Genomic DNA, 12,715 nt, shown 5'->3' with positions numbered 1-12,715 from the left:
TCGGAAAGGTTCTGGGTACAGTCTCGGAGCGTCTTTCTCAGGCCTCGTGGCTGACGAGCAGCTTGTAGGCCGGAAGGGTCAGGAATTCCTCGCAGGTCTCTGCGGTCGCCATTTCGTCGAAGAGACGGATGGCTTCCTCGAAGTGACCGGAGGTCCAGCGCGTCTCGCCGAGCGTGGCGCGCAGTTTCGTCATCTCGTCGGCCAGCACTTCATGGAAGAGTTCCGGCGTCACCTTGCGGCCGTCGGAGAGCGTGGCGCCGTGATAGAGCCACTGCCAGATCTGCGTGCGGCTGATCTCGGCCGTCGCCGCGTCTTCCATGAGATTGTAGAGCGGCACCGCGCCGCGCCCGCCGAGCCAGGCTTCGATATACTGCACGCCGACGCGGCAGCATTCGCGCATGCCTTCCTCGGTGCGCTCGCCCTGATGCGGCTCCAGAAGTTCCTTCTGGCCGACATGGACGTCCTGGCGCTGGCGCGCGAGCTGGTTCGGGCCGGTGAGCTTGCCGAAAACTTCCATCGCCACGGCGACGAGGTCGGGATGCGCGACCCAGGTGCCGTCATGGCCGTTATTGGCTTCGCGCTCCTTGTCCGCGCGGACCTTGGCGAAGGCGGCCTCGTTCGCCGCTTCGTCGCCCTTCACGGGGATCTGCGCCGCCATGCCGCCCATGGCGAAGGCGCCGCGCTCATGGCAGGTCTTCACGAGAAGGAGCGAATAGGCATTGAGGAAGTTCTTGCCCATGACGACCTGTGCGCGATCCGGCAGCAGGTAGTTCGGGTTCTTCCCCAGACGCTTGATGTAGCTGAAGATGTAGTCCCAGCGGCCGCAATTGAGGCCGACGATGTGGTCCTTCAGCTCATGAAGGATCTCGTGCATCTCGAAGGCGGCCGGCAGCGTCTCGATGAGCACCGTCACCTTGACCGTGCCGTTGGGGATGCCGAGGGTCTTCTGCGCGTGGACGAAGACGTCGTTCCAGAGCCGCGCTTCCTTGTGGCTCTCCATCTTCGGCAGATAGAAATAGGGGCCGGTGTTGTGGGCCTTGGTCTTCTTCGCGTTGTGGAAGAAGTAGAGACCGAAATCGAAGAGCCCGCCCGACATGGGCTGGCCGTCGATCTCGACATGCGCTTCCTCGAGGTGCCAGCCGCGCGGACGGACGATGAGGACGGCCGGCTTCTCCTTGACGTTGTAGCTCTTGCCCGACGCTTCTTCCGTGAAGCCGATCTTGCCGTCCCAGTAATCCATGAGATTGATCTGGCCGCCGATCATGTTGTCCCAGGTCGGCGCGGCCGCGTCCTCGAAGTCGGTCATGTAGGACTGCGCGCCGGAATTGAGCGCGTTGATGACCATCTTGCGATTGTCGACGGGGCCGGTGATCTCGGTGCGGCGGTCGAGCAGGTCCTGCGGGATGGGCGCGACCTTCCAGTCGCCTTCACGGATGGACTTCGTCTCGGGGAGGAAGTCGGGAAGCTCGCCTGCGTCGAAGCGCTTCTGGCGCTCGTCGCGTGCGGCAAGAAGCTCACGGCGACGGGCGCCGAAGCGGCGCTCCAGATCGGCGACGAAGGCGAGCGCCTCGGCTGTGAGCACCCGGTCATAGCCGGGTTTCATCTTTCCGCGGACGTTGATGCCGCTGGTGCTGGCCGTGGCTGTCGACTGGCTCATACCCGATGCCTCCGCTGATGATGGATGTTGGCGAGGTCATACAGCCACGACAACGAAATGTCCAAAACATTCCTAAGTCTTTGAAACTATTAAAGTAAAGAACATTACAGCGTTAACGCTGAAAACGGTTGTGAATGTAAAGCTTGTAAAATAAGATGCCGCTTTCTGGCATGGAACGAGGGTTTTCACGCCATGGCGTCGGAGAAAAAAGTCTTTGCGGGGCCGCGTGTTAGGCGCCTGCGCCGGGAACTGAACCTGACCCAGGCGCGCATGGCGGCCGATCTCGGCATTTCGGCGAGTTATCTCAATCTCATCGAGCGCAACCAGCGCCCCATGTCGGCCCAGATCCTGCTCAAGCTCGCGGAGGTCTATGACGTCGAGCTGCGCAGCCTCGCCGGCGACGACGAGGCCCGGGCGCTGACGGCGCTGCGCGAGGTCTTCGCCGATCCGCTTTTCCGCGACAGCGGGATGACCGTCCAGGACATGCAGGAGGTGGCCTCGGCAAGCCCTGTCGCCGCCGAGGGCATCGCATCTCTCTACCGCGCCTATCAGCAGGCCGTGGCCAATACGGCGCTACTTGCCGAGAGGCTCGCCGACCGCGATCTCCTCGATGGCGGGCAGGCGGTGAGCGCGCCGCTCGAAGTGGTGCGCGATTTCATCAACAGCCGCAACAATCACTTCCCCGTGCTCGACGAGACGGCGGAGGAGCTTTATCGCAAGGCTTCGCTCGGCGCCGACGAGCCCTATGTGAGCCTCAGAAACTATCTTCGCGTTGCTCATGGCGTGACGACGCGCGTCGTCCCTGCCGATCTCATGTCGGGGGAGCTTCGCCGCTATGACCGGCACCGCCAGACGATCTTCCTCTCGGAACTCGTCGATCAGCCGGGCCGCTCGTTCCAGCTCGCCTATCAGCTCGGCTATTTCGAGCAGTCCCGCGCGATCGAGGACATCGTCGAAACCTCGGGGTTTGAGGACGAGGAGTCGCGCACGCTTTGCCGCGTCGCGCTCGCCAATTATTTTGCCGCCGCTCTGCTGATGCCCTATGCCGCCTTCCTCAGGACGGCGGAGGAAACGCATTACGACCTCAGGCTCGTCGGCCGCCGCTTCGGCACGAGCTTCGAGCAGGTCTGCCACCGGCTGACGACGCTCCAGCGCCCCGGCGCGCGCGGCATCCCCTTCTTCCTCATCCGCGTCGACAATGCGGGCAATGTGTCGAAGCGCTTCTCGGCGGCGGGGTTCCATTTCGCGCGCTTCGGCGGCACCTGCCCGCGCTGGAACGTGCATGACGCCTTCCGCGTGCCCGGCCAGATCTACACCCAGGTGATCCAGATGGAGGACGGCACGCGCTATTTCTCCATCGCGCGCACGGTGAGCCGCGGCGGCTCCGGCATCGGCGTGCCGGGCGATCAGTATGCGGTCGGCCTCGGCTGTGACATCGCCCATGCGCGCAAGCTTATCTATAGCCGCGGCTACGATCTCGACGATGAAAGGGGCGCGACGCCCATCGGCGTGAATTGCCGCCTGTGCGAGCGGGTCGATTGCTCTCAGCGCGCCTTCCCGCCCCTGAAGCAGCGGCTGCGCGTCGAGGACCATGTGCGCGGCGTGTCGCCCTTCGGCATTCCCGTCAACAATACTTGAGAGCGCGGAAGGCTAGAGCGAGAGGATCGCGCGCAGGCCATAGGCGAGGAGCGCCGTCGCCGCCACGCCCGCGACCCACAGCGCGACGAACCAGAGAAGCCGGTGGCCCGTTCGCGCCTCCTCAGTGCTCCGCATAGCCGCCATGCTCGCTCGCCTTGCCGCGAAAGACGCTATAGGCGTACCAGGTGTAGAAGAGGATCATGGGCAGAGAAATCGCGACGCCGATCAGCGCGAAGCGAATGGTCGCGTCGGGCGCCGCCGTCTCATGAAACGTGAGCGAAGGCGGGATGATGTTGGGCCACAGGCTGATGCCGAGCCCCGCATAGCCGAGCAGGAAGAGCGAGATGGCGCAGACGAAGGGCGCGCGCTCGAATTTCGCGATGAGCGTCCAGTAAAGCGCGGCCGCCGCGGCGAGCGTGAGCGCGGGCACGGGCGCGAAGGCGATGATGTTGATGCCGCCGAACCAGCGCTCCGCGACCGCCGGCGACATGAGCGGTGTGAGGATGCTGACCGCGCCCATCGCCACGATGACGCCGCCTCCCGTCACCATCGCCGCGCGCCGCGCCCATGTCTGCGTCGCATTCTCCGTCTTCAGCACGAGCCATGTCGCGCCGAGCAGCGCATAGCCGCAGACGACGCCGATGCCCGTCAGGACCGAGAAGGGCGTGAGCCAGTCGAAGAGTCCGCCCACGAAGCGCTGATCCTCGACGCGCACGCCCTGAATGAGCCCGCCGAGCAGCAGCCCCTGCATGAAGGCCGAAACGATCGAGCCGCCGAAGAAAGCGCGGTCCCATATGTATTTGCTCGTCGTCGCGCCATGCCGGAACTCGAAGGCGACGCCCCGGAAGATGAGGGCGAAGAGAAGCCCCATGATCGGCATGTAGAAGGCGGGCAGCGCCACCGCATAGGCGGTGGGGAAGAAGACCATGAGCCCGCCGCCGCCGAGCACGAGCCATGTCTCGTTGCCGTCCCAGACGGGGGCGACGGAATTCATCATGGTCGAGCGCGCCGTGTCGTCGGGCGCGAATGGAAAGAGGATACCGACGCCGAGATCGAAGCCGTCGAGCACCACATAGAAAAGGATGGCGAGCGCCATCACGCCGGCGGCGATGAGGGGCAGGTCGATCATGGTGTCACCTCCGCGCCTGTTGCATCGGCTGGCGGCAGGACAAGGCCGGGCCGCGCGCCCTGAATGGCCTCGGGTTCGCTTTCCGGCCGCTCTGGCGGGCGCGGGCCGATGCGGACGAGCTTGGTGAAGTAGTAGAGATAGGCGCCGAAAAGCCCGCCATAGACGATGAGGAAGATGGCAAGGCTCGTCGTCACCGCGCTTGCATCGACCACGGGCGACACGCTGTCGGATGTGCGAAGAAAGCCATAGACCGTGTAGGGCTGGCGGCCGATCTCGGCGACGAACCAGCCCGCGAGAATGGCGACGACGCCGAGCGGCGTTGCCGCCGCCGAAAGCTGCATCAGCCATTTGTCCGTATCGAGACGGCCGCGCGAGCGCGCCACGGCGCTCCAGAGGCCGATCAGCAGGAAGAGAAGGCCGAGCGCCACCATGAGGCGGAACGACCAGAACACGATGCCGACCGGCGGCCTGTCTTCTCTCGGCACGTCGCGCAGGCCCGGCACGATGCCGTCCATGTCATGAGTGAGGATGAGGCTCGCTATGCCCGGAATGCCGATTTCGAGATGGTTGATCTCCCGCTTCGCGTCGGGAATGGCGAAGAAGAGGATGGGCGCGCGCGCCTGCCGCTCCCAGTTTCCCTCCATCGCTGCGACCTTGGTCGGCTGGTGTTCGAGCACGTTGAGCCCGTGCTGATCACCGATGAGGATTTGCAGAGGGGCGAGCACGAGCACGGCCCAGAGCGCCATCGAGTAGCTCGTGCGCGCGAGCAATGTGTGCTTGCCGCCAAGGAGATAGATGGCCGAGATGCCGGCGATGAAAAGCGCGGACGCAAGATAGGCCGCCGCCACCATGTGCAGGAAGCGATAGGCGAAGGATGGATTGAAGATGATCTCCGCCCAGTCGTCGGGCACGAAATGTCCGGCGGCCATGTCGAGATGCGCGCCTGCGGGCGTCTGCATCCAGCTATTGGCGGAGATGATCCAGAAGGCCGAGACGACCGTGCCCGCGCCGACGAGGCAGGTGGCGAGAAAGTGCAGGCGCGGCCCCACCTTGTCCCAGCCGAAAAGCATGATGCCGAGAAAGCCCGCTTCCATGAAGAAGGCGGTGAGCACCTCATAGGCCATGAGGGGGCCGATGACCGGCCCGACGATGCGCGAGAAGGTCGCCCAGTTGGTGCCGAACTCATAGGAAAGGACGATGCCGGAGACGACGCCCATGCCGAAGGTGAGGGCGAAGAGGCGCACCCAGAACTGGTAGAGCCGCTTGTAGATGTCCTCTCCCGTTCTGAGCCAGAGCGCCTCGACGAGCATGAGGAACCCCGAAATGCCGATCGTCAGGGAGGGGAAAATAATGTGGAACGAGATGGTGAAGGCGAACTGAAGGCGCGAAAGGACGACGACGTCGAGTTCCGGCATGGCCTGTCTCCGAACCCATTTCGAGCCTCATGAATATACATGAGGCGGGCTCGCAAGTCACAGCGCCAATCGCCGGGCCCGATCGCCCGGCACTCGGGCTCAGCGGATCACGCGGTCAGCCGGGAAGCTCAGCATGATCGACATCGGCTGGGCGGCGCTTCCGATATCGAGCGTGCCGCCATGCAACTCCATCACCTTGCGGGTGAGCGAGAGGGCGAGCCCTTCCTCGCGCGCGGTGCCGCTGTCCTCCGAACTCACGAACGGATCGTCATGGCGCTCCAGCGCATAGGGAAGCGGCGTCTGGGCGGCGATTTCGTCCTTCTGCGGATCTTCCGCGACGGTGAGGACGAGGCGCCCGTCTTCCTCGCGCGCGGAGAGCCGCAGCGTGGCGCCCCGGCGCGCGCAGTGGATCGCCTCGGAGATCAGCCGGAAAAGCCCCTGCCGCAGCCGCCGCGCATCGCCGCGAAGGCCGGGCAGCCTCGGCGGGCAGTCGATCTCGAGCCGCACGCCTTCCTTGCCTGCAAGGAATTTCTGGCTCGCGGCGGCGATCTCGACGAGCTGGCCGATATTGCAGATCTCGTTGGTGAGATCGAGTTCTTCCGTCTCCGCTTCCGCGATGCCGAGAAGATCCTCGATCATGTCGAGAAGCATGGCGCCGCTCGAATGAATGTCGCGCGCATAGTCGCGATAGCGCGGCTGGCCGATGGGGCCGAACTGCTCGTTCTTCATCAGCTCCGAAAAGCCGATGATATGTGTGAGCGGCGTCCTGAGATCGTGATTGACGTTGGAGAAGAAGCTGCGGCTGCGCTTCAGCGTCTCGCGGCTCTGCGCCTCGGCGGCCTGCATCGTTCGTTCGAGCTTGCGGCGCACCGTCGTGTCGTTGAGCGCGGCAACGCGCGCAGGCACGCCGCCCCATTGCGTGTCCACGATCCGCATCTCCGCGAAGCGATTGTCGCCATCGGGCCTGATGACGGCGACTTCGTGCTCGCCGGGCTCGATCGGCAGGCCGAAGGGCTTGCCGAGCATTTCCGACGCCATGCGGCCGAGAAGCTCCTCGGCGCCGCCGTTGACGAAGCGGACATTGCCCTGGCTGTCGAGGATGACGATGGCCTCGGGCGTCTCCTGCACCAGCGTGACCTGGGGTTCCGCTACCGGGCGGACGCTTGCCGTGCACCGCTCCTCCCGCGCCGAGCGCCGCACTGTGGCCCGGCGAATAGCGAGCGTGAGGCTACGCAGCGCGCGGGCGTCGCACTCGATGCAATCCTCCGCTCCCGCCTCGATCGCGGCGATCTGGAGGCTCGCATCGTCATTGCCGATGGCAACGACCGGCGCATCGGGGCCAAGCGCGATGGCGCGCTTGAGAAAGCCCATTTCCTTGGATCCGCCCGCGCCGATGTCGATCAGTACCACATCGAGGCCCGGCGAGAGCAGCGGGTCAATGCCATCGGAGGGGCGCGAGAAGCTGAAATTGATGGGGCCGGCGAGGTTTGCCGGATCGAGGCCGCGCAGAGCCTCGCGCAAGGGCGCATCGTCACTCACGACATGCGCGGAAAGCGGCTGCAGGCGCTCTTCGCCCTGATATTGGCGCGTTGCTGACGCGGAACCGGCTGCCGACGTCTCCTTGGGTTGGCGCATCATAGGCTTGCCCTTCGCCCCCCACCCTGGATCGATCTGATCACTGTTCCACCCGTCACGCGATCGATCCCGCCCCCGGTTAAGCTTCCTTTCCGGCCCGGCCGGAAAACTCTTCGGAAGCCGTCAGCCGGGATGCGGCGCGTCTTCCGAATCGATCTGTCCCCACGATCCGCCCAATTGGTAAACGCTTGGTAAAGATGCCGCGTATCTGGTGGGCGGGCTGTGGGTAAGCCACAAGTGGTACGTCGCCCCGTGGTGGAAAAACCAGGAATTTCAATGCTCTGGGCCATCGCCGGCAAGGCGCGGCAGGGTAAACGGAAACGTCGTTTCCTGCTGCCCGGCGCCCGGATTCGGGCGTGGCGCGGCGGTCCGGCGCCCCGGCCTGCAGCCATCGTTAAAAATGTGCTGATTCGCGGCCGCCAGCCGGGACGGGCAACCTTGTTCCCGTGGATGCAATGGGTTAGGTATGCGCCCGCGCTTTTCCGAAGCGCTTCCAGGGCTCCGGACGATCATGGCCAAGCAGGAAAAGACCTATCGCCCCAAGGCGCGCGTGCCGAAGGGGCTGCGCGATGTCGCCGCGCCGCTCGTGCGGGCGGAGGCGCGCATGATCGCGCGCATTCGCGAGGTCTATGAGCGCTATGGCTTCGATCCGCTCGAGACCTCGGCGCTTGAATATGCCGATGCGCTCGGCAAGTTCCTGCCCGACGAGGACCGGCCGAACGAGGGCGTCTTTTCCTTTCAGGACGATGACGAGCAGTGGCTCGCGCTGCGCTACGATCTGACGGCGCCGCTTGCCCGCTATGTCGCGGAGCATTTCGACGCGCTGCCGAAGCCCTTCCGCCGCTATCAGACGGGCCCTGTCTGGCGCAACGAGAAGCCGGGGCCGGGCCGCTTTCGCCAGTTCACCCAGTTCGACGCCGATACGGTCGGCGCGCCCGGCGTCGCGGCCGATGCCGAGATGTGCATGATGGCCTGCGACACGATGGAGGCGCTCGGCCTTGCGCGCGGGCAGTACCGTCTCCGCGTCAACAATCGCAAGGTGCTGGACGGTCTGCTGGAGCAGATCGGCCTTGGTAGCGATGCGGGCGACCGCACGCACATGACCGTGCTGCGCTCGATCGACAAGTTCGACAAGCTCGGCCGCAAGGGCGTCGAACTTTTGCTCGGCGCGGGCCGCAAGGATGAATCCGGCGACTTTACCAAGGGCGCGGGTCTCGCGCCGGAGCAGATCGCGCGCGTGCTCGACTATGTGGAATCCGGCCTTAACGAGGCCTCCGCCGATCGTGGGTTCGTGCTCGCGGGCTGGCGCAATGTGGTGGGCGACAGCGCCATCGGCCGCGAAGGGATCGAGGAGCTTGCCGAGATGGACGCGCTCTTCGCCGCCGCGGGCTATGGCGCCGACCGTATCGAGTTCAATAGCTGGATCGTGCGTGGCCTTGGCTATTACACCGGCCCCGTCTTCGAGTCTGAGCTTCTTTTCGACGTGAAGGATGAGGACGGCAATACGGTCCGCTTCGGCTCGGTGGGCTCGGGCGGGCGCTATGACGGCCTCGTCGAGCGCTTCAAGGGCGTGAAGGTTCCGGCGACGGGCTTTTCCGTCGGTGTGAGCCGCCTTCAGGCGGCGCTGGAGGCGCTGGGCCGCGTCGAGGAGGACGCCATTGCCGCGCCGGTCGTCGTGCTGACGCTCGATGCCGCGAACATGGCCGGCTATCAGACCATGGTGAGCGAGCTACGGGCCGCTGGCATGCGCGCCGAAATGTATCTCGGCGGCTCCGGCATGCGCGCCCAGATGAAATATGCCGACAAGCGCGGCGCGCCCGTTGCCGTGATCGAGGGCGAGGACGAGCGCGCCAGGGGCGTGGTCACGCTCAAGGACCTGATCCTCGGCGCGGAAGTCTCGCGCGAGATTACGGACAATGCCGAGTGGCGTCAGGGCGCCGCCGCCCAGATCGAGGTCGAGCGGGCAGGGCTCGTCGAGGGCGTGCGCGAAATTCTTGCCCGGCACGGCCTCCATTCGGGGCAGCATCGCCGCTAGGCGATCGCTCTCTAGCATTCCCGAAATTAACGAAATTCATGCTAAACAGGGCGCGTCCGGAGGATAGGGCGCGCGAAAGGTCAAATCCATGTCATCGACGCCAGCCACCATGAGCGAGCCGCGCCGCGCCCGCGAGGGCATGGCGGCGGCCATGCGCGCCGTCTTCGAGAAGTCGGGCTTCGCCTATGTCGAGCCGCCGCTTCTGCAGCCCGCGGAGGTTTTTCTCGACCGTTCGGGCGAGGATATCCGCCGCCGCCTCTATGTCTTCAGCGATCCGGGCGGCCGCGAGCTTTGCCTGCGGCCCGACCTCACCATCCCGACCTGCCGTCTCTATCTCGAAGGTGGGAGCGCGGGCGAGGCGAGGCTTTGCTATTCCGGCCCCGTCTTCCGCTTCGAGCCGAGCGCTTCGTCGAAATCGGCCGAATTCGTGCAGACGGGCGCGGAGTTCTTCGGCGGCGCGGACGCCGAAGCCGCCGATGCCGAGATGCTGGCGCTGACGGCGGATGCCGTTCGCGCGGGCGGGCTGGGCGACTTCGACATCGAAATGGGCGATCTTGCGCTTTTCGATGCGCTGGTCGATGCGCTCGACATTCCGGCGGGCTGGCGCTCGCGCCTCAAGCGGCACTTCTGGCGGCCTGCCTATTTCAAGGAACTGGTGACGCGGCTCACGACCAATGGCGCCACGGTGGGCGGCGACGCGCAGGCCGGGCTTCTTGCCGCGCTGGGCGCGCTCGACGAGGCGAGCGCCAAGAGGGTCATCGCCGATGTGCTCGACCTTGCAGGCATCGCGCCGGTCGGCGGTCGCAGCATCGCCGAGATCGCCGAGCGGTTTCTGGAGCGCGCGGCCGACGCCAATACCGCGCCTCTATCAAGAGAGACGGCAGATCTCATCGGCGCATTCCTTTCACTCTCTCTCGCGCCCAAGGATGCGGCGAAAGCGATCCGTGATCTGACGGAAGCGGCGGGCATTTCGATCGGCCGGGAGCTGGCGGCTCTCGAACGGCGCTTCGAACTCATCGAGAAGAAGGGCGTCGATCTTTCGCGCGCCCGCTTCCAGACGGGCTTCGGCCGCACGCTCGAATATTACACCGGCTTCGTCTTCGAGCTGCGCGCGGCCGGAAAGGGCCCGGAGGGTGCCGTCGCGGGCGGCGGGCGCTATGACGGCTTGCTGCAAAGCCTCGGCGCGTCCGCGCGCATTCCGGCGGTCGGCTGCGCCATCACGCTCGAGCGGTTGGCGGGCGCAACGGGGGAGGTTCGCTGATGGGCGACGCATTGATCATCGGCATTCCCTCCAAGGGCCGCCTGCAGGAGAACGCCAACGCCTTTTTCGCCCGTGCGGGGCTTGCCGTGAAGCAGGCGGGCGGCGGGCGCGAATATGTGGGCCGCATCTCCGGCGTGAAGGACGTGGCCGTCGCCTTTCTGTCCGCGTCCGAGATCGCAAGCCGCCTCGAAGACGGCTCCATCCATTTCGGCGTAACGGGCGAAGACCTCATCCGCGAACAGCTCGCCGATGCCGACAATTCCGTCGAGCTTCTGCTGCCGCTCGGCTTCGGCCATGCCGATGTCGTCGTCGCCGTGCCGCAGAGCTGGATCGACGTTTCCACCATGGCCGATCTCGACGATGTGGCGCTCGCCTTTCATCGCAGGCACGGCCGCAGGCTCCGCATCGCCACCAAATATCTCAATCTCACGCGCGAATTCTTCGCCGCGCATGGGCTTGTCGATTACCGCATCGTCGAAAGCAGCGGCGCGACCGAAGGCGCGCCCGCGGCCGGAACGGCCGAAGCGATCGTCGACATCACGACGACGGGCTCGACGCTCGCCGCGAACAATCTCAAGGTTCTCGACGATGGCGTGATGCTGAAGAGCCAGGCGAACCTCGTGGCAAGCCTTCGTGCGGATTGGGGCGCGCGCGCGCTCGCCGCCGCAAGCGCCATGCTCGACCGGATCGACGCCAAGCGCTTCGCCGACAGCCATGCCGTCGTGACGGCGGGCGGCGGCCTCTCCGACGCGGCATCGGCGCTCGCCACGCTCGGACGCGATTTCGGCTGTCTGGATGGCGGAAAGGAGAATTCCGTTCTCTGTCCGCGCGAGCACATTCACGCCGTCGCGACGAAGCTGCGCGAGCTTGGCTGCGGCACCGTCACCGTGTCGGCGGCCGAATATATATTCCGTGCAAGGAGCGATCTTCTGCCCCGGCTCGAGGCGCGCCTGGGGCTCTAGAAGTCCCGGCCCATTGGCGCGACAAGTCCGGCGTGGAACCGCGCCTGATTATTTTACAATCATCACAATCGGACAGATTGGGTTAGGCGCAGGCTGTCAATAAATGACATTAATAAAATCAATAGGTTATTGATCGGTAAGCCGTTCGGGCGCAGATATATGTCAATGAAGTAAATGCCCTCATTGGCTCCTCTGGCCGGAGATGCCTCTCATGACACCTCTGCTTGCCGCCGCCATCGGCGCCGTCGTTTTTCTCACTTCGGCCATTTCCGGCATCTTCGGCATGTCGGGCGGCATGATCCTGATGGGCTTTCTGGCCTGGGTGCTGCCGGTGAGCGCGGCCATGATGCTGCATGGCGCGACGCAGGCCGCCGCCAATGGCTATCGCGCCGTGCTCAACCGGGCTGACATCGACTGGCGCATCTTCGGCCGTTACATCATCGGCTCTATGCTCGGCCTCGCGCTGCTGACCGCGATTGCCTATGTGCCGGACAAGGTGACGATGTATCTCCTTCTCGGTCTGGTGCCGTTCGCCGCCGCCGCCGTGCCGCAGCGCTGGGCGCTCGATGTGACGAAGCGCGGCGCTGCCGAGATCTGCGGCTTTCTCGTCACGCTTCTCAACCTGTCGGCGGGAGTGGCGGGCGCGTTGCTCGATGTGTTCTTTGTCCGCACCTCGCTCACGCGCCATCAGGTCGTCGCAACCAAGGCGGTGACGCAGACGCTGAGCCATATCCTGAAGCTCGTCTATTTTGGTCTGATCCTGCGCGTGGCGGCGGATGAGACGGCGGGCGCGGGCCCGGCCGCCGTTCTGCCCTGGTGGATCTTCCTCGCTGTCATTCCGCTTTCCATGGCGGGCACGACGGCGGGCAAGAAAGTGCTCGACCGCATGACCGACAGCAATTTTCGCGTCTGGAGCCAGCGCATCACGCTTGCCATCGGCGCGGTGTTGCTCTGGCGGGGCCTCAGTCTCCTTGTCGCCTGAG

10 protein-coding genes are annotated in these 12,715 nt (G+C 65.2%); 5 read left to right on the top strand and 5 right to left on the bottom strand.

The window, feature by feature from the left end:
• Positions 1 to 37 precede the first annotated feature (37 nt).
• On the bottom strand, positions 38 to 1,657 hold the full coding sequence (aceB, locus tag PKA57_RS01825) for a malate synthase A (RefSeq protein WP_324297211.1): 1,620 nt from the start codon (positions 1,655 to 1,657) through the stop codon (positions 38 to 40).
• 192 nt (positions 1,658 to 1,849) lie between these two features.
• On the opposite strand from aceB, the gene PKA57_RS01820 reads away from it, so the two are divergent.
• A complete protein-coding gene (locus PKA57_RS01820) occupies positions 1,850 to 3,295 on the top strand; it encodes a short-chain fatty acyl-CoA regulator family protein (protein ID WP_324297210.1) in 1,446 nt (481 codons plus the stop codon).
• A 12-nt stretch (positions 3,296 to 3,307) separates the two neighbouring features.
• On the opposite strand, the gene PKA57_RS01815 is transcribed toward PKA57_RS01820, so the two are convergent.
• From PKA57_RS01815 to PKA57_RS01800, 4 genes are all read right to left on the bottom strand, one after another.
• A complete protein-coding gene (locus PKA57_RS01815) occupies positions 3,308 to 3,430 on the bottom strand; it encodes a hypothetical protein (RefSeq protein WP_324297209.1) in 123 nt (40 codons plus the stop codon).
• A complete protein-coding gene (cydB, locus tag PKA57_RS01810) occupies positions 3,417 to 4,424 on the bottom strand; it encodes a cytochrome d ubiquinol oxidase subunit II (RefSeq protein ID WP_324297208.1) in 1,008 nt (335 codons plus the stop codon). The genes PKA57_RS01815 and cydB overlap by 14 nt, the downstream gene beginning before the upstream one ends.
• Entirely contained in the window at positions 4,421 to 5,839 is a 1,419-nt protein-coding gene (locus tag PKA57_RS01805) for a cytochrome ubiquinol oxidase subunit I (protein ID WP_324297207.1), read from the bottom strand. The genes cydB and PKA57_RS01805 overlap by 4 nt, the downstream gene beginning before the upstream one ends.
• A 99-nt stretch (positions 5,840 to 5,938) precedes the next feature.
• Positions 5,939 to 7,474, bottom strand: a complete 1,536-nt coding sequence (locus tag PKA57_RS01800) for a histidine kinase dimerization/phospho-acceptor domain-containing protein (RefSeq protein WP_324297206.1) — start codon at positions 7,472 to 7,474, stop codon at positions 5,939 to 5,941.
• Between the two features lie 511 nt (positions 7,475 to 7,985).
• Between PKA57_RS01800 and hisS the strand changes: the two genes are divergently transcribed.
• The 4 genes from hisS to PKA57_RS01780 all read left to right on the top strand — a co-directional run bounded on the left by hisS (position 7,986) and on the right by PKA57_RS01780 (position 12,714).
• Positions 7,986 to 9,509 carry a histidine--tRNA ligase gene (gene hisS, locus PKA57_RS01795; RefSeq protein ID WP_324297205.1) on the top strand — a complete coding sequence of 508 codons (1,524 nt, stop codon included), beginning with the start codon at positions 7,986 to 7,988 and terminating at the stop codon, positions 9,507 to 9,509.
• Between the two features lie 88 nt (positions 9,510 to 9,597).
• Complete coding sequence (locus tag PKA57_RS01790; protein ID WP_324297204.1) at positions 9,598 to 10,770, top strand: ATP phosphoribosyltransferase regulatory subunit; 1,173 nt, start codon at positions 9,598 to 9,600, stop codon at positions 10,768 to 10,770.
• Positions 10,770 to 11,732 (top strand): ATP phosphoribosyltransferase, encoded by a 963-nt coding sequence (gene hisG, locus PKA57_RS01785; protein WP_324297203.1) that lies wholly within the window; start codon positions 10,770 to 10,772, stop codon positions 11,730 to 11,732. Before PKA57_RS01790 ends, hisG begins: the two co-directional genes overlap by 1 nt.
• Before the next feature lie 211 nt (positions 11,733 to 11,943).
• A complete protein-coding gene (locus PKA57_RS01780) occupies positions 11,944 to 12,714 on the top strand; it encodes a sulfite exporter TauE/SafE family protein (RefSeq protein ID WP_324297202.1) in 771 nt (256 codons plus the stop codon).
• Position 12,715 lies beyond the last annotated feature (1 nt).

The sequence above is a fragment of the Parvibaculum sp. genome (genome assembly GCF_035325945.1).
Taxonomy (GTDB): domain Bacteria; phylum Pseudomonadota; class Alphaproteobacteria; order Parvibaculales; family Parvibaculaceae; genus Parvibaculum.
This window is presented reverse-complemented; position numbering and strand designations above follow the sequence as displayed.